General features: G+C 71.9%; 19 protein-coding genes. 10 read left to right on the top strand and 9 right to left on the bottom strand.

What is annotated here, in order from left to right; translation table 11 throughout:
• The first annotated feature begins 5 nt into the window (after positions 1 to 5).
• Positions 6 to 1109: a lysophospholipid acyltransferase family protein gene (locus ACIQVL_RS15605; protein WP_403475522.1), complete on the top strand. Its 1104-nt coding sequence runs from the start codon at positions 6 to 8 to the stop codon at positions 1107 to 1109.
• Positions 1110 to 1232: 123 nt separating this feature from the next.
• Here the strand turns inward: ACIQVL_RS15605 and ACIQVL_RS15600 are convergent, their stop codons facing one another.
• From ACIQVL_RS15600 to ACIQVL_RS15590, 3 genes are all read right to left on the bottom strand, one after another.
• Complete coding sequence (locus ACIQVL_RS15600) at positions 1233 to 2477, bottom strand: DUF5667 domain-containing protein (protein ID WP_403433442.1); 1245 nt, start codon at positions 2475 to 2477, stop codon at positions 1233 to 1235.
• A 233-nt stretch (positions 2478 to 2710) separates the two neighbouring features.
• Positions 2711 to 3556 carry an ECF subfamily RNA polymerase sigma factor, BldN family gene (locus ACIQVL_RS15595; protein ID WP_403433445.1) on the bottom strand — a complete coding sequence of 282 codons (846 nt, stop codon included), beginning with the start codon at positions 3554 to 3556 and terminating at the stop codon, positions 2711 to 2713.
• 497 nt (positions 3557 to 4053) lie between these two features.
• Positions 4054 to 4977, bottom strand: a complete 924-nt coding sequence (locus ACIQVL_RS15590) for an HAD-IB family hydrolase (protein ID WP_351486201.1) — start codon at positions 4975 to 4977, stop codon at positions 4054 to 4056.
• Between the two features lie 148 nt (positions 4978 to 5125).
• On the opposite strand from ACIQVL_RS15590, the gene ACIQVL_RS15585 reads away from it, so the two are divergent.
• The 5 genes from ACIQVL_RS15585 to ACIQVL_RS15565 all read left to right on the top strand — a co-directional run bounded on the left by ACIQVL_RS15585 (position 5126) and on the right by ACIQVL_RS15565 (position 10806).
• Complete coding sequence (locus ACIQVL_RS15585) at positions 5126 to 5401, top strand: glutaredoxin family protein (protein WP_403433447.1); 276 nt, start codon at positions 5126 to 5128, stop codon at positions 5399 to 5401.
• A gap of 281 nt (positions 5402 to 5682) precedes the next feature.
• Entirely contained in the window at positions 5683 to 6438 is a 756-nt protein-coding gene (locus ACIQVL_RS15580) for a redox-sensing transcriptional repressor Rex (RefSeq protein ID WP_403433449.1), read from the top strand.
• Positions 6435 to 8138, top strand: a complete 1704-nt coding sequence (locus tag ACIQVL_RS15575; RefSeq protein WP_403433452.1) for a glutamyl-tRNA reductase — start codon at positions 6435 to 6437, stop codon at positions 8136 to 8138. The genes ACIQVL_RS15580 and ACIQVL_RS15575 overlap by 4 nt, the downstream gene beginning before the upstream one ends.
• A complete protein-coding gene (gene hemC / locus ACIQVL_RS15570) occupies positions 8135 to 9103 on the top strand; it encodes a hydroxymethylbilane synthase (RefSeq protein WP_403433455.1) in 969 nt (322 codons plus the stop codon). The genes ACIQVL_RS15575 and hemC overlap by 4 nt, the downstream gene beginning before the upstream one ends.
• Positions 9100 to 10806 carry a uroporphyrinogen-III synthase gene (locus ACIQVL_RS15565; RefSeq protein ID WP_403433457.1) on the top strand — a complete coding sequence of 569 codons (1707 nt, stop codon included), beginning with the start codon at positions 9100 to 9102 and terminating at the stop codon, positions 10804 to 10806. Before hemC ends, ACIQVL_RS15565 begins: the two co-directional genes overlap by 4 nt.
• Positions 10807 to 10970: 164 nt before the next feature.
• Here the strand turns inward: ACIQVL_RS15565 and ACIQVL_RS15560 are convergent, their stop codons facing one another.
• Genes ACIQVL_RS15560 through ACIQVL_RS15550 form a run of 3 tightly spaced genes read right to left on the bottom strand, consistent with a single transcriptional unit; the run spans position 10971 to position 12541 of the window.
• On the bottom strand, positions 10971 to 11342 hold the full coding sequence (locus ACIQVL_RS15560; RefSeq protein WP_403433460.1) for a roadblock/LC7 domain-containing protein: 372 nt from the start codon (positions 11340 to 11342) through the stop codon (positions 10971 to 10973).
• A gap of 57 nt (positions 11343 to 11399) precedes the next feature.
• Complete coding sequence (locus ACIQVL_RS15555) at positions 11400 to 12194, bottom strand: hypothetical protein (protein ID WP_403475521.1); 795 nt, start codon at positions 12192 to 12194, stop codon at positions 11400 to 11402.
• Complete coding sequence (locus tag ACIQVL_RS15550) at positions 12191 to 12541, bottom strand: hypothetical protein (RefSeq protein ID WP_403433466.1); 351 nt, start codon at positions 12539 to 12541, stop codon at positions 12191 to 12193. The genes ACIQVL_RS15555 and ACIQVL_RS15550 overlap by 4 nt, the downstream gene beginning before the upstream one ends.
• A gap of 162 nt (positions 12542 to 12703) precedes the next feature.
• Between ACIQVL_RS15550 and ACIQVL_RS15545 the strand changes: the two genes are divergently transcribed.
• Positions 12704 to 13069, top strand: coding sequence for a hypothetical protein (locus tag ACIQVL_RS15545; RefSeq protein WP_403382962.1), 366 nt, complete (start codon positions 12704 to 12706; stop codon positions 13067 to 13069).
• Positions 13070 to 13172: 103 nt separating this feature from the next.
• Positions 13173 to 14165 (top strand): porphobilinogen synthase, encoded by a 993-nt coding sequence (hemB, locus tag ACIQVL_RS15540; RefSeq protein WP_403433469.1) that lies wholly within the window; start codon positions 13173 to 13175, stop codon positions 14163 to 14165.
• Between the two features lie 60 nt (positions 14166 to 14225).
• On the opposite strand, the gene ACIQVL_RS15535 is transcribed toward hemB, so the two are convergent.
• A complete protein-coding gene (locus tag ACIQVL_RS15535) occupies positions 14226 to 14444 on the bottom strand; it encodes a hypothetical protein (protein ID WP_403475520.1) in 219 nt (72 codons plus the stop codon).
• A 329-nt stretch (positions 14445 to 14773) separates the two neighbouring features.
• Between ACIQVL_RS15535 and ACIQVL_RS15530 the strand changes: the two genes are divergently transcribed.
• A complete protein-coding gene (locus ACIQVL_RS15530; RefSeq protein WP_403433475.1) occupies positions 14774 to 15967 on the top strand; it encodes a PLP-dependent aminotransferase family protein in 1194 nt (397 codons plus the stop codon).
• A 34-nt stretch (positions 15968 to 16001) separates the two neighbouring features.
• On the opposite strand, the gene ACIQVL_RS15525 is transcribed toward ACIQVL_RS15530, so the two are convergent.
• Together ACIQVL_RS15525 and argS are read right to left on the bottom strand one after the other, a co-directional pair.
• Entirely contained in the window at positions 16002 to 16775 is a 774-nt protein-coding gene (locus ACIQVL_RS15525; protein ID WP_403433478.1) for a DUF4253 domain-containing protein, read from the bottom strand.
• Positions 16776 to 16950: 175 nt separating this feature from the next.
• On the bottom strand, positions 16951 to 18708 hold the full coding sequence (gene argS / locus ACIQVL_RS15520) for an arginine--tRNA ligase (protein ID WP_403433481.1): 1758 nt from the start codon (positions 18706 to 18708) through the stop codon (positions 16951 to 16953).
• A gap of 277 nt (positions 18709 to 18985) precedes the next feature.
• On the opposite strand from argS, the gene lysS reads away from it, so the two are divergent.
• On the top strand, positions 18986 to 20725 hold the full coding sequence (lysS, locus tag ACIQVL_RS15515; RefSeq protein WP_403434207.1) for a lysine--tRNA ligase: 1740 nt from the start codon (positions 18986 to 18988) through the stop codon (positions 20723 to 20725).
• Positions 20726 to 20792: the final 67 nt, after the last annotated feature.

Below are 20792 nucleotides of genomic sequence, written 5' to 3'. Positions count from 1 at the left end.
CAACGATGGCGGACGCCAAGGTCATTCCGTTCGACGACGACCGGTCCCGCGGGGCTGCCGTGCAGCGGCCGGCCGCCCGGCGCCGGGGTGCGGGGAGCCGGCGCAAGGGCGGCGGCGAGCAGGCGGCGGTGCGCGAGCCTGCGGCGGGGCGTGAGTCCGGGGTGGTGCGTGAGGTCCAGCCTCTCGCCGGGCGGATCCCCGCGCAGGAGGATGTGCATGTGACCCGGGAGAACCCTGAGACGGGCGTGAAGCAGCCGCCGCACGACGAGTCCGGCCTGGAGCAGCGTGTCGCACGCGGACTCGCGTTCCTGCGGCGGCGGCTGACCGGGGAGTACGAGGTCGACGACTTCGGGTACGACGAGGAGCTGACCGACCAGGTCCTGATGTCCCTGCTGCGGCCGGTGTACGAGAAGTACTTCCGCGTCGACGTGAAGGGCATCGAGAACATCCCGGCCCACGGTGGTGCGCTGATCGTCGCCAACCACTCCGGGACGCTGCCGCTGGACGGGCTGATGATGCAGGTCGCCGTGCACGACCGGCATCCGGCGAATCGTCACCTCAGGCTGCTCGCGGCGGACCTGGTCTTCGTGCTGCCGGTGGTGAACGAGCTGGCGCGGAAGCTGGGGCACACGCTCGCGTGCGCGGAGGACGCCGAACGGCTGCTGGCCCAGGGTGAGCTGGTCGGGGTGATGCCGGAGGGGTTCAAGGGCATCGGGAAGCCGTTCGGCGAGCGGTACAAGCTTCAGCGGTTCGGGCGGGGTGGGTTCGTGTCCACCGCGCTGCGGCAGGGGGTGCCGATCATTCCCTGCTCGATCGTGGGGGCCGAGGAGATCTACCCGATGATCGGAAACGCGAAGACGCTGGCGCGGGTGCTGGGGATTCCGTACTTTCCGCTGACGCCGACGTTTCCGTGGCTGGGGCCGCTGGGGGCGGTGCCGTTGCCGACGAAATGGACGATCCAGTTCGGGGAGCCGATTCCCACGGACGGATATCCGCCGGAGGCGGCCGAGGATCCGATGCTGATGTTCAATCTGACGGATCAGGTGCGGGAGCAGATTCAGCACACGCTGTACAAGTTGCTTGTGCAGCGGCGGTCGGTTTTTTTCTGAGGGTTGTGACTTGTCTGCGGGCCGGTGGGGGCTGGTCGCGCCCACGCGGCGGAGCCGCAGATCAGATACAGCCCCGCGCCCCCAGACGGCGGCTTCGCCGCCGCGCTGGGGGCGCGAGGGTGCTCAGTTGCTCGTGTCCTCGCTGTCGATGCCCAGGCCCGGGAGCAGGCCCGGCAGGAGCGGGGGCAGGGTGACGTCCGGGGCGCTGGAGGCGCTCTTGGACGGGGACGGGGTACTGGAGCCGGTCTTCGGCGGGTCCAGGAGGCCGCCCGTGGTGCCGCCGATCAGGCCGTTGTCGGCGCTGCCGGAGGCCGAGCCGCTGGGGCTGCCGGTGCCGGTTTCGTGGCCCGAGGAGGAGCTGCCCGAAGAGGACGGTGCCGTCGACCGGTGAGTGCCGGAGGAGCCGGTGGACGCCGTGCCGGAGTCCTGCCTGCCGGTGCCGCCGCCGGTGTTCTGGGACGGCTGGGGGAGCAGGGACTGCAGCGGGGCGACCTCTTGGTCTATGGCGTCGAAGACCGACGACACCTGCTGGCTGACGTCCCCGAGCTGGACCGGGAGCCTCTCGCGCAGGGCGCCCCAGGCCTCGCGGTGGGACTGGGCGAAGGCGGACAGGGCCTGGATGGGGCCCAGCGAGTTCGGGTCGCGCTCGTACGCCTCGTGGAGCAGGCGGTGGCCCTCGGTGACGTCGTGCTGCATCCCGGACAGGGTGCGGCGGATCTCGCCGATCGACTCGTGGTCGAGGTGGCCGCCGCGGTCCCGCTCCATGAGCCGGCGGGCCTCCATGAGCCGGGTCGAGGCCTGGTCGAGGTAGGTCTGGCCGCGCTGGTCGTCGCCGTCGGACAGATAGTTGAGCTTGAAGTCCTCGATGCCGCGTTTGAGGCCGTACAGGGAGTCGCCGGGCAGGGCGTCGGAGCTGGCGGCGGCGACCCCGCCGAAGGCTCCGGCGGCCACGCCGACGCTCAGGCCGCCCGCGGCGAGCCCCTTGGTGAGCCGGGAGCGCGGCCGCAACTTGCCCAGTGGGCTGGCCCGGTGCGCGCCCTTGGCACGGGACGCGCGCTGCTCGGGTACCGAAGCGTCCGCCGCCCCGCCCAGGGTGCCCTCCGCCAGCATGGCCTCCATCGCGGCCACCAGCTGGGCCCGCTGGACGACCTTGACCTCCGGGTCGAGCTCCGGCCTGGGCAGCGCGGCGAGCCCGGTCGCCAGGGCCAACAGCTCGCCCTGCTCGGTCCGTTCGGCCCGGTCCGGGACGGCTGGCGGATCGCCCGTCGGTCCTCCGGACGGCTCGGCCGCCGGATCCCGGTCGGGCTGCTCCTCCAGAGCCTGGGCGAAGGCGTTCGCCCGCCGGTGGGCCGATACGTTCGCGATCACTGGCGGCACCTCCTCTCGTCATGACGGTCGACTCCCCAGGGGGTCCTGAGGGTTGCACGCCCCCGACCAGTCCACACGATCGGGTGATCGGGGCTGGCCGGACGTGACCACAGGGAGCCTGTATCCCGCACAACGAGCGGCTCGGCACTTGGGTTACGGACGGCCGGTGATCGGCTGAGAAAGGCAACGCGCTTTGACGGAGCGTGAGTTGAGCGTCGCCCAGGGTGGCCGGTTCAGCGGGCGTCGTCCGGGAGGAGCCGGGCGAGAGTGCGCACGGCCCGGTACTGGAGGGTCTTGATGGCGCCCTCGTTCTTGCCCATCACGCGGGCGGTCTCGGCGACCGAGAGGCCCTGGAGGAAGCGGAGTGTCACGCACTCCTGCTGCTGGGGGTTGAGGCGTCGTACGGCGTCGAGCAGGGCCGCGTTGGAGAGGGACTCCAGGACGGAGTCCTCGGGGGAGCGCTCGACCTCGTTGGCGTCGAGCATCTCGCCGGTGGTGACCTCCAGACGGAAGCGGCTGGACTTGAAGTGGTCGGCGACCAGGTTGCGGGCGATCGTGACCAGCCAGGCGCCGAAGTCGCGGCCCTGCCAGGTGAAGGTGCCGATCCTTCTGAGCGCGCGCAGGAACGTCTCGCTGGTCAGGTCCTCGGCGGTCGCCTTGCCGCCGACGCGGTAGTAGATGTAGCGGTACACGGTGTCGCTGTACTGGTCGTAGAGGCGGCCGAAGGCGTCGGCCTCACCGGCCTGGGCGCGCTCCACGAGGTCCATCATCCGGGCGCTGTCGCTGTCCGCGGCCGGGCGGCGGGTGGTGGTGGCGCCGGTGCCGGCACCGGTGGTGCGGCCCCGTCTGCCCACGCCCCGGCCGTCGCCGGACCGGCGGCCCTCGGCGACGGCGCTGCGCGCAGGCACCTGTTCCATGCCGTCGGCCAGTGCGTAGCACGGGCCGACGGGGGCGGCGGTGGCGAAGGCGGGGACGGCGTACGCGGTCGGGACAAGGCCGCGCAGCGTCTCTTTGACCGTCGCGACTGTTGCGCGCAGCGTAGCCAGGCCCGAGGCGTCAACCCCGACGTGTGGGTACACGGGACTCCCAGAGGCAGAGCTTCCATCACGTGCAGTACGGAACCTTTCACCCGTCGTAGCGACGGAGGGGAACCGGTTTGCGTCTGAGGAGAATAACGCTTCGTGCAGGCACTGCTACACCGAGTTGCTCAAATCATCGATTGCGTCGCTTCTGTAACCGTTTGGCGCCGCCTCAAGAGCCCTAGAGTGACCGGTTGTTGAACGAAAACGTGCGGGTTTCGGCGATGTGCGGGGCGTGTTGGAGTGGCCGCGCGATAATTCGGGGCGCGCGGCGGGTGGGGGCGAGGGGTGGGGACGCTCACCGGCGCCGGCCGGGTGCCTCCCCCGGCCTTCGGTCGGGGGGACCCCCAGCGCCCACCCGTGCCGCCCTGCGGCACGACTGCCCGCAGCTGTGGCTTTGGTCTTTTGGGAGCGCGGGGAACTGCGCGATCAGCCCCCACCGGTCTGCAGCCGGTGGTCGGCCCGCGCTACTACGGCGGTGCTCCGCCGGACGTGCCCTACCGGCGCCGTCGGCTCAACGCGATCGCGGCCGCCGTGCCGCCGGCGACCGCGCCGACGCCGGCCGCCGCCGGGATGCCGACCTTCGCGGCCTTGCGCCCCGTGCGGTAGTCGCGCAGCCGCCAGTCCAGTTCGCGGGCGTGTTTGCGCAGCTTGGTGTCGGGGTTGATGGCGTAGGGGTGGCCGACCAGGGAGAGCATCGGGATGTCGTTGTGGGAGTCGCTGTAGGCCGCGCAGCGGGAGAGGTCGAGGCCCTCCGCGGCGGCCAGGGCGCGTACCGCCTCCGCCTTGGCGGGGCCGTGCAGGGGCTCACCGACCAGCTTGCCCGTGTAGACGCCGTCCACCGACTCGGCGACCGTGCCGAGCGCGCCGGTCAGGCCCAGCCGGCGGGCGATCACGCCGGCGATCTCCACCGGGGCCGCGGTGACGAGCCACACCTTCTGGCCCGCGTCCAGGTGCGCCTGGGCGAGGGCGCGGGTGCCGGGCCAGATGCGCTCGGCCATGTACTCGTCGTAGATCTCCTCGCCGATGGTCTGGAGCTCGGCGACGCGGTGGCCCTTGACGATGGAGAGGGCCGAGTCGCGGGCGTCCTGCATGTGCTCGGGGTCCTCGACGCCGGCCAGCCGGAACCACGCCTGCTGCCAGGCGAACCGGGCGAGGTCGCGGGTCTCGAAGAACTTCCGTTTGTACAGGCCGCGGCCGAAGTGGAAGATGGCGGCGCCCTGCATGACGGTGTTGTCCAGGTCGAAGAACGCGGCGGCCTTGTCGTCGCCGAGCACGGGAAAGTCCGGCTCCGCGGCCTCGTCGAGGGGTGCCGTCGCTTCCTGGTTCTTGCGCGCGGCCTCCGCCGAGGCCTCGCCTGCCAACACGCTCCGCGCCGTGGCGGAGCGCCTACGGGGAGTGAGCCATCCGAGAGCGGCCATGTCGTGAGCATAGCCAGTCTGTTCGGGAGTTCCGGAGTCACGGGAGTTGGCACGGTGTGAACTCTCCGCGACCGGGTCGTTAAACAAGGCGAAGAACCCGTGCAGAAGACGGCGGACATGCCCTCCCAGGGGCGGGACAATGGACGTCATGAGTCCCCTCTTTGGCCGGAAGGCGCCCGCGCCGAGTGCGCGATCGGTCACCCTCATCCGTAAACCCGGCTGCCATCTGTGTGATGACGCACAGGTCGTGGTCGAGAAGGTGTGCGGCGATCTCGGAGTGCCCTGGGAGCAGCAGGACATCACCCGGGATTCGCGACTGCACGATCTCTACTGGGAGCAGATCCCGGTGGTACTCGTCGACGGCGAACAGCACACCTTCTGGCGCGTGAACGAGGAACGCCTCCGCAAGGCACTGACCGACTAGTCCAAACCGGCTGGAAAAGTCGCCTAGGATCGACGGCGGCTTGGTCTCGGGGGCGGGATGCGTGAGGAGTGTGTACCGTTTTGCCCCCAAAGGAGAGGGAGCGCGGGCGCTTGTGCGCCGGTTCCGGACAGCTGCGCCGGGGGCGCGTGACCCCGGTCACGTTGGCCGGGCAAATCGGACACCATCTTTGTGCACGCGTTCACAAAGACATAGCCTGCTGTCGACGGGGCGGTCTGGGTACGTGTGACCGTCCGCAGCCCCGCTCAACCTGTTGGAGCACCGTGGCAACTGGCCGAACTCACCGACCGGCGACCCGCAGCCGAGGGATCCCCGAGGCCACCGTCGCCCGGCTTCCGCTGTACCTCCGTGCTCTGACCGCACTGTCGGAGCGCTCGGTCCCCACGGTCTCCTCGGAGGAACTGGCCGCGGCCGCGGGAGTCAACTCCGCGAAGCTGCGCAAGGACTTCTCCTACCTGGGTTCGTACGGAACGCGCGGTGTCGGCTACGACGTCGAGTATCTCGTCTACCAGATCTCCCGTGAGCTGGGCCTGACCCAGGACTGGCCGGTTGTGATCGTCGGTATCGGAAACCTGGGCGCCGCCCTCGCCAACTACGGCGGGTTCGCCTCCCGCGGCTTCCGGGTCGCCGCCCTGATCGACGCCGACCCGGCGATGACCGGACGGCAGGTCGCCGGGATCGCCGTGCAGCACAGCGACGACCTGGAGAAGATCATCTCCGACAACGGCGTCTCCATCGGCGTGATCACCACCCCGCCGGGCGTCGCCCAGCAGGTCTGCGACCGGCTGGTGGCCGCCGGGGTCACCTCCATCCTGAACTTCGCGCCGACCGTGCTCTCCGTCCCGGACGGCGTCGACGTGCGCAAGGTCGACCTCTCCATCGAGCTGCAGATCCTCGCCTTCCACGAGCAGCGCAAGGCGGGCGAGGAGCACGAGAACACGGCCCCGCCGGTCGCGGCGCACCGGGACGCCGACGAGCAGGGACCCGACGGGGACGTACCCGCCGTGATGCCCGCATGAGTCTCCTCGTCGTGGGGCTGAGCCACCGCAGCGCCCCGGTCAGCGTCCTGGAGCGGGCCGCGCTCGGCGCGGACGCCCAGGTCAAGCTGGTCCAGGACACGGTTGCCGCCGAGCCGGCCACCGAGGCCGCGGTCCTCGCCACCTGCAACCGCATCGAGCTCTACGCCGACGTGGACAAGTTCCACGCCGGGGTCGCCGAGCTGTCCACGCTGCTCGCCCAGCACAGCGGGGTCGGACTGGACGAGCTCACCCCCTATCTCTACGTGCACTACGAGGACCGCGCCGTCCACCACCTGTTCTCGGTGGCCTGCGGGCTGGACTCGATGGTGGTCGGCGAGGGGCAGATCCTCGGGCAGATCAAGGACTCCCTGGCCCGCGCGCAGGAGCTGCACAGCGCCGGGCGGCTGATGAACGACCTGTTCCAGCAGGGGCTCAGGGTCGGCAAACGCGCCCACTCCGAGACCGGGATCGACCGGGCCGGACAGTCCCTGGTCACCTTCGGTCTCGAGCAGCTGGCCGCGGGCGGCGAGGTGCAGGACTGGGCCAAGGGCAAGAAGGCGCTGGTCATCGGCGCCGGGTCGATGTCCTCGCTGGCCGCGGCGACGCTGGCGCGGGCGGGGGTCGCGGAGATCGTCGTCGCGAACCGCACGTACGACCGTGCGGAGCGGCTGGCTCAGATCCTCAACGACGCCGACGACACGGACGTGGCGGCCCGCGCGGTACCGATGGATGCGGTGCCGGGCGAGCTGACACGTGCCGACGTCGCCGTCTCCTGTACCGGGGCCACGGGGCTGGTGCTGACCGCGGAGGTGGTCGCGGCGGCGGTCGAGGGCCGTACGGGTGAGCCCGTCGCCGAGATCGACGTACCGCCGACGCCGAAGCAGCCGTCGGCCGGCCCCGGTGCCGGACTCGGGAACGACGACAACTGCCCCCTCGACCTCACCGCCGCGCAGAGTGGTTTCTCCGTGATGGGCGAGGCCGCCGTCGCCGGGATGGCCGCGGCGGAGCTGGAGCAGCACGCGGCCTGGGTGGACAACGGGACCGTCGACATCCGGGAAGCCGGCCGTCGTACGCCCGAGAGCCCCGAGGCCGAGGCCGAGCTGATCGGGGCGCTGGCCGCGGCCGCCGCCCGGGTCGGCCGGATCCCGGAGCGGCGCAGGCCGGAGCCGGTCGCCGGGTTCGCCCGGCCCGCTCCCGCGCTGTTCCTCCTCGACCTCGCCATGCCCCGCGACATCGACGCGGCCGTGCACCGGCTGGCCGGGGTGCGCCTCGTGGACATCGAGTCGCTGGCGGAGGCGTCCGCGGACGCGCCGATGGCGGCCGACGTGGACCAGGTGCGGCGGATCGTTTCGGACGAGGTCGCCGCCTTCGGCGCGGCCCTGCGGGCGGCGCACATCACGCCCACCGTGGTGGCCCTGCGGACGATGGCCGCCGACGTCGTCGCGGGCGAGATCGCCCGGCTCGACGGACGCCTGCCCGACCTGGACGAGCGCCAGCGCGGCGAGATCCGGCAGGCCGTGCACCGGGTCGTCGACAAGCTGCTGCACGCGCCGACCGTACGGGTCAAGCAGCTCGCGGCCGAGCCCGGCGGCGCCGGGTACGCGGACGCGCTGCGGACCCTGTTCGACCTCGACCCCGAGACGGTGGCCGCCGTCTCCCGGGCCGTGGACAGCACAGACAAGAAGGACCGACCGGCATGAGTGACAATCCACTGACGCCATTGAGGCTGGGGACCAGGCGGTCCAGACTCGCCCTGGCCCAGTCCGGGCAGGTGGCGGAGGCCGTGAGCCGGGTGACCGGACGGCCCGTCGAACTCGTGGAGATCACCACGTACGGCGACACCTCCCGCGAGCACCTCGCACAGATCGGCGGCACGGGCGTCTTCGTGACCGCCCTGCGGGACGCACTGCTGCGCGGCGAGGTCGACTTCGCGGTTCACTCGCTGAAGGACCTCCCGACCACCCAGCCCGACGAGCTGGTGCTGGCCGCCGTACCGGTGCGCGAGGACCCGCGGGACGTGATCGTCGCCCGGGACGCGCTGAAGTTCACCGACCTGCCGCGCGGGGCGCGCATCGGCACCGGTTCGCCGCGCCGTGCGGCGCAGCTGAACGCGTACGCGCGCTCGCACGGGCTGGACATCGAGACCGTGCCGATCCGGGGGAACGTCGACACCCGGATCGGATACATACACGACGGCGAGCTCGATGCCGTGGTGCTGGCGGCGGCCGGCCTGAGCCGCATCGGCCGCATCGACGAGGTGACCGACTTCCTGTCGGTCGACACGGTTCTGCCCGCCCCCGGCCAGGGGGCACTGGCGATCGAGTGCGCCGCGGACAACGCGGAGCTCATCGCCCTGCTCGGGGAACTCGACGATCCGCTGACGCGGGTCGCCGTGACCGCCGAGCGATCACTGCTCGCCGCCCTGGAGGCCGGCTGCTCCGCCCCTGTGGGCGCGCTTGCCGACCTGCTGGCCGACGGGCAGATTGTCAAGGAAATGCGCCTGCGGGCAGTCGTCGGCACGACCGACGGCACCCGGACGGTGCAGATGTCCACCACCGGTCCCGTGCCCGAGACATACGACCAGGCGACGGCGCTCGGTCGCGAACTCGCCACCGAGATGCTTGCCCAGGGCGCGGCCGGTCTGATGGGGGAGCGAGCACAGTGAGCCCCACCAACCTTCCCGCCGGCCTGGAACACGGGCACGTCACCTTCCTGGGTGCCGGACCCGGGGATCCGGGACTGCTGACCTTGCGTGCCGTGGAGGCACTGTCCAGCGCGGACGTCCTGGTCGCCGAGCACGACGTGCTCGACGTGATCAGGAGCCACGCCAGGCAGGGCGTCTCCGTCGTGCCCACGAATCCGGATCCGTCCTCGGACCCGTATCCGGGCACAGGCACGCCTCAACTCAAGGTTGTTGACGGCGCGTCAACAACCGCTTCCCTCCCGCCCGTGCGGGATGCGGCTCATCTTGTCATGGAGGCCGCACGGGGTGGCAGGCGGGTCGTCCGTGCGGTGTCCGGGGACCCGGGACTTGATACGTACGCGACCGAGGAAATGCTCGCCTGCGTGGCCGCGGGTGTGCCCTTCGAGGTCGTGCCCGGGGTCGCGGCCGCGGTCGGGGTGCCGGCGTACGCCGGTGTGCCGCTGCGGGACGCGCAGGGCGCGGACGTCCGCTTCGTGGACGCCCGTACCGCCTCGGACCGGTGCTGGACCGAGGTCGGTGCCTCGGACGGCACGGTGGTCGTGACGACGACCCTCGACTCGGTGGCCGCGGCCGCCGGGGAGCTGGTCGCCGCCGGCCGCAAGCCGGACACCCCGCTGACGGTCACCGTCGCCGGTACGACGACCCGGCAGCGCACCTGGACCGCCACCCTCGGCACCATCGCGCAGACGCTGAAGCAGGCGAAGGTGCTGCCCTCGCCGGACGGCGGCCGGCCGGTGATAGCCGTGGTCGGTGAGCGGTCCGCCGCCGCGCAGCGCGACCAGTTGTCGTGGTTCGAGTCCAAGCCGCTGTTCGGCTGGAAGGTGCTCGTGCCGCGCACGAAGGAGCAGGCGGCCTCCCTCTCCGACCAGCTGCGGTCCTACGGGGCCGTGCCGCACGAGGTGCCGACCATCGCCGTCGAGCCGCCGCGCACGCCCCAGCAGATGGAGCGGGCGGTGAAGGGGCTCGTCACCGGCCGGTACGAGTGGATCGCCTTCACGTCGGTCAACGCCGTCAAGGCGGTGCGGGAGAAGTTCGAGGAGTACGGGCTCGACGCGCGTGCCTTCGCCGGCATCAAGGTCGCGGCGGTCGGCGAGCAGACCGCCAAGGCGCTGGTGGCTTTTGGTGTGAAGCCGGATCTCGTTCCTTCGGGCGAGCAGTCGGCCGCTGGCCTGCTGGAGGACTGGCCGCCCTACGACCCGGTCTTCGACCCGATCGACCGCGTCTTCCTGCCGCGCGCCGACATCGCCACCGAGACGCTGGTCGCCGGGCTCATCGAGCTCGGGTGGGAGGTGGACGACGTGACCGCCTACCGCACCGTGCGGGCGTCGCCGCCACCGGCCGACACCCGGGAGGCGATCAAGGGCGGCGGCTTCGACGCGGTGCTCTTCACGTCGTCGTCGACCGTGCGGAACCTGGTGGGCATCGCCGGCAAGCCGCACAACGTGACGGTGATCGCGTGCATCGGGCCCGCCACGGCCAAGACGGCCGAGGAGCACGGGCTGCGGGTGGACGTGATGGCCCCGGAGCCGTCGGCCGCGAAGCTGGCGGAGGCGCTGGCGGAGTTCGGCCTGCGCAGGCGCGCGAGCGCGCTGGAGGCCGGGGATCCGGTGACCCGGCCGAGCGAGCGGCGGCCGGGGGCGCGGCGGCGGCGCACCACCACGTGAGGTGAGTTGTTGCGGCGAGAGGGGGTCCGGGGCTGCGCCCCGGGCCCCCTTTCCTGTGCCGTCGGTCGTCGGTCGTCCGCGGGTCGGTGGGGGCTGGTCGCGCAGTTCCTCCCCCAGCCTTCGGCCGGGGGGACCCCCAGCGCCCCTTTGGGGCGCGCTTCTGTTCAGGGAGTGTCGTTGGCGAGGACCTTCTTCAGGTCCTCGATGACCGTGGGGATCTCGCGGTCGAAGGCCAGGCCGTCCACGCCCTCGTCGGTGATGACGGCGAGGAGGGCTCGGGTGCCCACGGCGGTGACGATGACGTGGCCCGCGCTGCACCGGGCGGTGAGCTGGCGGAGGGTGCCGGTGTCGCCCTGGTCGGCGAGGCGGTGGCCGAGGGAGATGGCGGCGGCGGCCAGGGCGGCCATGGACTCGGGGTGGGTCTTGTCGGTGTCGCCGGCCACCACCAGCCCGTCGACGGTGGCGAGGGTGGACTCTCGGACGCCCATCACCCGGTCGCGCAGGGAGACGAGGATGTCCTGCACGGGATCGTTCATGGTGGCTTCCTCCTGTGCTGTCGTGCTCGGTGGTGCGTGGGCCACTGCGGCCCGGGACTAGCGTTTGCGGCGGGGGAGCGGGGGCGACGAGGGGTGCGGTGCCGCCGTGGGGGGAGCGGGCGGGGTGCGTGGGGCCGTGCTCGGGCGGCCGGCCGGGATGGCGGACGGGGACTGGAGGAGGCCCAGGGACAAGAGGTCGCGGAGGTCCAGCATGACGGCGAACAGGCCGCGGCCGAGGGCGAAGGCGATGTCCCGGGGGGTCCTGCGGCCGTCGGTGACGGTCAGGAGGGTCCGGTGGCGGGGCGAGAGGCGGGCGGTCTGCCGGGGGTCGCGGGCGGCCGGGGCCGGTTCCAGGCGGTCGCGGGCGAAGCGGGCGGTGGCGCCGCGTTCGTTCGCCAGCAGGCGGATGCGGCGGGTGTTCTCGGTGACCAGGCGGTCGGGCGGTACCGCGGCGCCCGTGTCGAGCAGGGGGTGGGAATCCGTCACCTCAAAGCCGTCGGGGCTGGTCAGGGCCAGGGCGAAGGCCGCGTCGAAGAGGGCCGCGCGGCCGGTGATCTCCAGTTCGGTGGCGCCCAACAGGCCCTGGGCGACCAGTTCCAGGGCCTGTTGGGCGGGATCGGTGCCGGTGGCACGGGCGGCCGTCCAGTCGTCCTCGCTGATCCGGCGTGACTTGAGGAGGAGCACCTCGACGCCGGGGGCGCCGGGGGTGTCCATGCCGACCACCATGCCGTCGCGGACGTGGATGACACCGCCCGGGGTGCCGGAGACCAGCACGGCGCAGGAGCGCCTCTCGGCGTGCAGGGCGGCGAGCAGGGCGGGGACGTTGCGGGCGGTCGGTGTCTCCTGGCTCATGCGAGCAGTCGGTCCGTGTGCTCGGAGAGGTCGCGCAGCGCCCACGTGATGTTCGTACGGTCCCGGTCCACCAGGGCGAACAGCAGGAGCGGGTCGCCCTGCCGGTCGACGCGGACCGTCACATGGTGGTGGGCGGCGGTGGTGACGACGATGCTCTCCAACTCGCCCTCGAAACCGGCCATGTTGAGGTGCATGGTCGCCGAGTGGGCGGTCTCCTGGGCGTCCTGGGCCGGTTCGGGGGCGCCGAACTCGGCATAGGAGAGGCCGGTCACGCCGTCCAGCAGGGCGGCCGCGGTGACGCCGGGCGTCCGTCCGACGTCGCGCAGGACGGTGTCGAGCAAAGCCATGAGTTCCCCCTCCTGACCCCTCGGTCGCACAGTACTTTATTGCCAACTGTTGCAACACTGGCCAAAGTTGACGTTTATTCGGACTCGGACAGGTCAGGAAGCAACCTCCGTCGAACTACTTGCGTCCGAGTCGACCCACGTAAGGAAATCGAGGGCACCAGCGTGAACATCGAGACAGCGCTCAAGGAAGCCATGAGCATCGACGGGGCCGTCGGGGTCGCCCTGGTCGACTACGAAAGCGGCATGTCGCTCGGCGTGCTGGGCGGCGGACCGCACCTGGACCTGGAGCTGGCGGCGGCCGGGAACACCGAGGTCGTCCGCGCCAAGCAGCGCACGCTGAAGTCCATCGGCCTCGACGACGAGATCGAGGACATCCTGATCACGCTGGGCGGCCAGTACCACCTGATCCGCCCCCTGACCAAGGCCGGCGGCTCGCTCTTCCTCTACCTCGCCCTGGACCGCGGCCGCAGCAACCTCGCACTGGCCCGGCACAGCCTCAAGAAGCTGGAGACCGAGCTGGAGGTCTGACCTCCCGGCCCGCACAGTCGGCGTCCCGCCTGCCCGTACGCGGTCCGGGGCGCCGACGCCGAGTCGGCAAGGGGGCTCCTGTGACGGGCGTAGCGTAGAGGGCATGACGAAGTACGGCTCCTTCCCCGGCACGCGGCCGCGGCGGCTGCGGACCACCCCCGTCATGCGGCGCATGGTCGCCGAGACCAGGCTGCACCCCGCGGACTTCATCCTCCCGGCGTTCGTCAGGGAGGGGGTGAGCGAGCCGGTGCCGATCACCGCCATGCCCGGCGTCGTGCAGCACACCAGGGACAGCCTGAAGAAGGCGGCCGCGGAGGCGGTCGAGGCGGGCATCTCCGGGATCATGCTGTTCGGGGTGCCTGAGGAGAGCAGGAAGGACGCCTTCGGCACGCCCGGCACCGACCCCGACGGGATCCTCCAGGTCGCGCTCCGCGACGTGCGCGCCGAGGTCGGCGACGACCTGCTCGTGATGTCCGATCTCTGCCTCGACGAGACGACCGACCACGGGCACTGCGGGGTCCTCGACGCCGAGGGCCGCGTCGACAACGACGCCACGCTGGAGCGGTACGCCGAGATGGCCCAGGTGCAGGCCGACGCGGGCGCCCATGTCGTGGGGCCCAGCGGGATGATGGACGGCCAGATCGGCGTCGTCCGCGACGCGCTCGACCAGATCGGGCGCGAGGACGTCGCGATCCTCGCCTACACCGCGAAGTACGCCTCCGCCTTCTACGGCCCCTTCCGCGAGGCCGTCGGGTCCTCGCTGAAGGGCGACCGCAAGACCTACCAGCAGGACCCCGCCAACGTGCGGGAGTCGCTGCGGGAACTCGCCCTCGACCTGGAGGAGGGGGCCGACATGGTGATGGTCAAGCCGGCCGGGCCCTACCTCGACATCCTCGCGCGGGTCGCCGACTCGGTGGACGTGCCGGTCGCCGCCTACCAGATCTCCGGCGAGTACTCGATGATCGAGGCTGCCGCAGAGAAGGGCTGGATCGACCGCGACCGCGCGATCCTGGAGACCCTGACCGGCATCAGGCGGGCCGGCGCGCAGAACATCCTCACCTACTGGGCGGTGGAGGCCGCCCGGATGCTGGGCTGACCGCGGAGACTGGCACACCCCGGACAGCGCCCCGGCGGACGGGACTCCGCCGGGGCACTCTCATGACCTCCGCGCGGACGACCCGGCGGACTCCGGCGCCGGGGACCGGGCCGGATCGGCGCCGGGCCGGACGCGGGCCGCGGAGGAGGACGGGCCCTCGTCGCGTACGCCCTGGCCGTCCCGGCACCCGCTCAGTGCGGTCGCGGCGACCAGCGCCAGGGCGGCCGCCGCAAGCAGACGGCGGCGGCCGGGGGCCGGGGTGCGGTGCGTGGCGGACATACGAGGGCTCCCTTGACGATCTCGGCGCGGTCGGCGGCGGGGTGCAGGTGACGCGGTGGGGGTGGTGCAGGTGGCACGGCGGGGCATTGACGTGCCCTCAGCCTGTGGGGCGGCCCGCCCGGACCGCCAGAGCCGACGGGAGATTCGGGACGCCCGAGCCCGTTCCACCCCTGTGACCTGCGCGGATCCCGTCCCGCGGGACGGCAGTACGGGACGGCAGCGCGCGACGCCGGTGCGGGACGGCCGTCCGGATCGCGGAATTATCGGTGTAGGCGGCACGGACCTCTCTACGCTCCCGCCAAGACGAGGATCAGCCCAAGGAGCCGTCCATGACCCTCACCCCTGCCCCCGCCCCGCCGCCCCCGCTCGCGGCCCGGTCCCGGACCGTCGGCGGGTCACCCGTGCGGGAGATCCTCGCGGTGACCGCCCGGCCCGAGGTGATCAACTTCGCGGGCGGGCTCCCGGCCCCCGAACTCTTCGACCGGGACGGCATCGCCGCCGCCTTCCGCACGGTGCTGGAGGAGACGCCGGAGCGGGCCCTGCAGTACTCGACGACCGAGGGTGAACCGGCGCTGCGGCAGCGGCTCGCGGCACGCGTCTGCGCGCGGGGCCTGCCCACCGAGGCCGACGACCTCCTCGTCACCACCGGCTCCCAGCAGGCCCTCTCCCTCCTCGCGAGCGCCCTGATCGACCCCGGCGACACGATCCTCGTCGAAAGTCCCTGCTACCTCGCGGCACTTCAGGTGTTCGGGCTGGCCGGCGCACGCGTGCTGCCCGTGCCCGGCGACGCGGACGGCGTGGACCCGGCCGCCCTGGAGGAGCTGATCCGTGCCGAACGGCCCAAACTCCTCTACCTCGTCCCGACCTTCCAGAACCCCACCGGCCGCACCGTGCCCGCCGCCCGCCGCGCCGCCCTGGCCGCGGCCGCCGCCCGGCACGGCCTGTGGATCATCGAGGACGACCCCTACGGCGAACTGCGCTACGACGGCGACCACGTCCCCTGGATCGCGTCCTTCCCCGGCGCCGAGGACCGGACGGTCCTGCTCGGCTCCCTCTCCAAGGTCATGGCGCCCGGCCTCCGGCTCGGCTGGCTCCGCGCCCCCGGCGCCCTGCGCCGCGCCTGCGCGGTCGCCAAGCAGGCGGCCGACCTGCACACCCCGACCCTCAACCAACTCGCCGCCGCCCGCTACCTGGACGTGCTGGACGCCCACGTCGCCAAGGTGCGCGCGGTGTACGGCGAACGCCGGGACGCGATGCTCGCCGGCCTGGCCGACGCCCTCCCGGCCGGCTCCACCTGGAACCGGCCCGAGGGCGGCATGTTCCTCTGGGCCAGGCTCCCGTCGTCGTACGACACCACCGCGCTGCTCCGCCGGGTGGTGGAGCAGAACGTGGCCTACGTCCCCGGCGAGCCCTTCTACGCCGCCGACCCCGACCGCTCGACGCTGCGGCTGTGCTTCGTGACGCAGACGCCGGAGGAGATCGGGGAGGGGCTGCGTAGGCTGGCGAAGGGGCTGGGCGGCTGAGCGGTCCGCTGGTAACGCGGTTCGCTTCGGGGCGCTAATCCCACCAGAAGTGCCACAGCCGCTCGCCGACCAGCTGCTCGGCGTACGACGAGAGGGTGTCGTCGGAGCCCGGCAGGACGGCGTACGGGCAGAAGGCGAAGTGTTCGGCGGCGACCGCCTCCGCCTCGTCGAGGTCGGCGGGCGGGGCGGCGACGGAGAGCGCGAGGTGGTCGAAGCCGAGCGCCACCAGCCGGACGCCGAACCGGTCCTCCCAGGAGCGCAGCACCGCGGACAGCCGGGCCACGTCCTCCTCGTAGTTCACCGGGCCGCTCCAGCCGATGGCCGCCGGTATGTCCGCGCTGCGCCGGGCGGACACCAGCGCCAGATGCGGCTCCTTCAGCCAGGGCCGCCCCTGGCTCAGCGCGTCGGCGACGTCCGCGGCCCGCGAGTCCGGGTCGGCGACCAGCGCCGTGGAGGGAGCGAGCCCCGGCCACTCCTCGCCTTCCGGCGGGTCCTCCTCCCAGTAGTCCTCCAGCACCTCGTCGGCGTCGTGGTCCCCCGGATACGACGTCTCCCCGGGCGCGAAGTCCCAGTCGTCGAGCTCGGACACGTCGATGAGCACCGGCAGCAGCCCCGCACGGGCGGCCTGCGCGCCCAGCGCCGTCCAGGTCCCGGGCCCGGCGGGCTGCCCGGCATACCACAGCAGCGGCGCGTGCCACGGGCCGTCGAGCGTGTCGTCGAGCAGGGTCCCGGGCGGGAGTTGGAGCCCGAGCGACCGACCACTCGGGTCGGTTGCCAGCTTGGGCAGCGGGTTGGGAAGAGTCGCCATGGCGATGACTGTAAGGGGCGCCACTGACAACGCCGGACGCGGTTACCCCACGGAGACGGTGAAGGCGGCCCAGGCGGCCCAGGCGGCGGGGCTGTTGCGGGACGCCACGGGCGCTGTACGCGGAGGACAGCGCCCGTGGCGGAGACGATCTGGACGAGCTCTGATCGCGAAACGGTCAGAGCCGCTCGGGCGTCCTGATGCCCAGCAGGGACATGCCCTGGTGGAGGGTGCGGGCCGTGATGTCGCACAGGAGGAGGCGGTTCTCGACCTGGTCCGGGGTGTCGGCCTTCAGGACCGGGCACTTGTCGTAGAAGGACGTGTAGAGGGACGCCAGCTGGTACAGGTACGCGGCCAGCCTGTGCGGGGCGTACTCCGCGGCCGCCTCGAAGACCGTGTCGCCGAAGGCGTCCAGGTGCAGGCCCAACGCCCGCTCCGCCGCGTGCAGTTCCAGCTCCGGGTGGGCGGCCGGCCGGACCTCGCCCGCCTTGCGGAGGATCGACCGGATCCGGGCGTACGCGTACTGGAGGTAGACGGACGTGTCGCCGTTCAGCGAGACCATCTGGTCCAGGTCGAACTTGTAGTCCCGGTTGGGGGACGTGGACAGGTCGGCGTACTTCACCGCGCCGATGCCGACCTGCGTGGCCCGCTCCTGGATCTCGTCCTCGGTCAGGTCCTGCGCCTTCTCCCGGACCACCTCGGCGGCCCGCTGCACGGCCTCGTCCAGCAGGTCCTCAAGCCGCACGGTCTCACCCGCACGCGTCTTGAACGGCTTGCCGTCCGCGCCCAGCACCGTGCCGTAGCCCATGTTGTGCGCGGTGACCGCGTCGGTGAGCCAGCCCGCCCGCCGCGCCGCCTCGAAGACCATCTTGAAGTGGAGGGACTGGCGGACGTCCACGACGTAGATCAGAGACGTGGCGTGCAGGTCCTGGACCCGGTTGCGGATCGCCGTCAGGTCGGAGGCCGCGTAGCCGAAGCCGCCGTCCGCCTTCTGCACGATCAGCGGGACCGGCTGGTCGTCCTTGCCCCGGATGTCGTCGAAGAAGACGACCAGTGCGCCCTCGGAGCGGACCGCGACGCCCATCTCCTCCAGGAGCCGGGCGGTCTCCGGCATGCCGTCGTTGTACGCCGACTCGCCGACGATCTCGTCGTCCCGGATCTCCATGTCCAGCTTCTCGAAGACCGAGTAGAAGTAGACCTTCGACTCGTCCACGAACCGCTGCCACAGGTCCAGGGTCTCCTTGTCGCCGGACTGGAGGGCGACCACCCGCTTGCGCGCCCGCTCCTTGAACGCCTCGTCCGCGTCGAAGACCGCCCGGGACGCCTTGTAGACCCGGTTCAGGTTCGACATGGCCTGCTCGCCGTCCGTGTCGGTCTCCGCGGACAGCTGGTCCGGGTTCTCGATCAGGTACTGGATGAGCATGCCGAACTGGGTGCCCCAGTCGCCGATGTGGTGCCGGCCGACCGTCCGCTCGCCGGTGAAGTCGAGCATGCCGCGCAGGGCGTCGCCGATCACCGCGGACCGCAGGTGGCCGACGTGCATCTCCTTGGCGACGTTCGGCTGGGCGTAGTCGATGACCGTGAGGCCCGGGTCCGCCTTCGGGGGAACGCCGAGCCGGTCGGCGTCCGCGTACCGCGCGGCCAGGTTCGCGGTGATCGCCCTGTCGGACAGGGTGAGGTTCAGGAAGCCGGGGCCGGAGACCTCGACGTCCTGGATCAGGTCCGCACCGGTGGTGATGTGGGAGACGACCTGCGTCGCCAGCTCCCGCGGGTTCGCCTTGGCCTTCTTGGCGGCGGCGAGGATGCCGTTCGCCTGGTAGTCGGCCCGGTCGCTGCGTCGCAGCAGCGGATCGACGACGGCCTCCGGCAGGGCGGCAGCGAGGGCGTCGGTGAGCTGCTGGTTGACGGAGGCGCTGAGGGGCGTGACCGGGGCCATGGGGTGGGAGCCGTTCTCCTCGTGGGTGCGGGTAGACGGATCCAGTATTTCACGGGGGGTAAAGGGGTTTTTGCGGCTACGGGGGTGGTGGGGTCGGTGTGCTGCCGGGTGCGGCCCGGTGGGGGCTGGCCGCGCAGTTCCCCGCGCCCCCGGACGGCGGCTGCGCCGCCGATCAGGGGTGCGGCGGTAACTCGTTTTCGTGGATTGCATCTCGGCTGGGAGAATGGAGCGGTCAGCCGTGCGACCGTACCGGCTGTCCCGCGCCAGAAAGAAGGACGTGCCGATCGTGGCTCAGAGCACCGAGACCACCGACTGGGTCTCCCGTTTCGCGGACGAGGTCATCGAGGAGTCGGAGCGTCGGGCCCCGGGCAAACCGGTCGTCGTCGCGTCCGGGCTCTCGCCGTCCGGGCCCATCCACCTCGGCAACCTCCGCGAGGTCATGACCCCGCACCTGGTCGCGGACGAGGTCCGGCGGCGCGGGTACCAGGTCCGGCACCTGATCTCCTGGGACGACTACGACCGGTACCGCAAGGTGCCCGCCGGCATCGCCGGGGTCGACGGGAGCTGGGCCGAGCACATCGGCAAGCCGCTGACCTCCGTGCCCGCCCCGGAGGGCTCCGCGTACCCGAACTGGGCCGAGCACTTCAAGGCCGCGATGGTCGCGTCGCTGGCCGAGCTCGGTGTGGAGTTCGACGGGATCAGCCAGACGGCGCAGTACACGTCCGGTGTGTACCGCGAGCAGGTGCTGCACGCCATGAAGCACCGGGGCGACATCGACGCGGTGCTGGAGCAGTACCGGACGAAGAAGGCCCCCAAGAAGCAGCAGCAGAAGGCCGTCGACGAGGCCGAGCTGGAGGCCGAGGAGGGCTCGGGCGCGGCGAGCGAGGACGACGGCTCGTCCGGCTCCGCCGGGTACTTCCCGTACAAGCCGTACTGCGGCGGTTGCGGGAAGGACCTGACGACCGTCACCGCGTACGACGACGACAGCACCGAGCTGACGTACGTCTGCACCGACTGCGGCTTCACCGAGACCGTCCGGCTCAGCGAGTTCAACCGCGGCAAGCTGGTCTGGAAGGTCGACTGGCCGATGCGGTGGGCCTACGAGGGCGTGATCTTCGAGCCGAGCGGTGTCGACCACTCGTCGCCGGGTTCGTCGTTCCAGGTCGGCGGGCAGATCGTCGGGATCTTCGGCGGCAAGCAGCCCATCGGGCCCATGTACGCCTTCGTGGGCATCAGCGGCATGGCGAAGATGTCGTCCTCGCGGGGCGGGGTGCCCACTCCGGGCGACGCGCTGAAGATCATGGAGCCGCAGATCCTGCGCTGGCTCTACGCCCGCCGCAGGCCCAACCAGTCCTTCAAGATCGCCTTCGACCAGGAGATCCAGCGGCTCTACGACGAGTGGGACAAGCTCGACGGGAAGGTCGCGGACGGTTCCGCGCTGCCCGGTGACGTCGCCGCGCACGCGCGTGCCGTCCGCACGGCCGCCGGCGAGCTGCCCCGGACGCCGCACCCGCTGCCGTACCGGACCCTGGCCTCCGTCGCGGACATCACCGCCGGGCACGAGGACCAGGCGCTGCGCATCCTCAGCGAACTGGACCCGGCGAACCCGCTGGGCTCGGTGGACGAGGCCCGGCCGCGGTACGACAGGGCCGAGGCCTGGATCAACACCCAGGTGCCGGCCGACCAGCGGACGATCGTGCGCGACGAGCCCGACGCCGAACTGCTGAAGTCCCTCGACGAGGCGTCCCAGCAGTCCGTGCGGCTCCTGCTCGACGGCCTCGCCGAGCACTGGTCGCTGGACGGGCTCACCCACCTCGTCTACGGCGTGCCCAAGGTCCAGGCCGGGTTCTCCGCCGACGCCACCCCGAAGGAACTGCCGCCGGAGATCAAGACGGCCCAGCGGACGTTCTTCGCCCTGCTCTACCACCTGCTGGTCGGGCGGGACACCGGCCCCCGGCTGCCCACGCTGCTGCTCGCGGTCGGGCAGGAGCGGGTGCGGGCCCTGCTCGGCGCATAGGGCCGGCACGGCGCGCAGAGCCGACACGGCGAAGGGGCCCCCGGTTCTCCGGGGGCCCCTTCCGCAT

It is taken from the genome of Streptomyces sp. NPDC090499, assembly GCF_044769305.1.
Lineage (GTDB): Bacteria > Actinomycetota > Actinomycetes > Streptomycetales > Streptomycetaceae > Streptomyces.
Note: the sequence above shows the minus strand (reverse complement) of the source record. Positions and strands in the feature narration are given on the sequence as shown.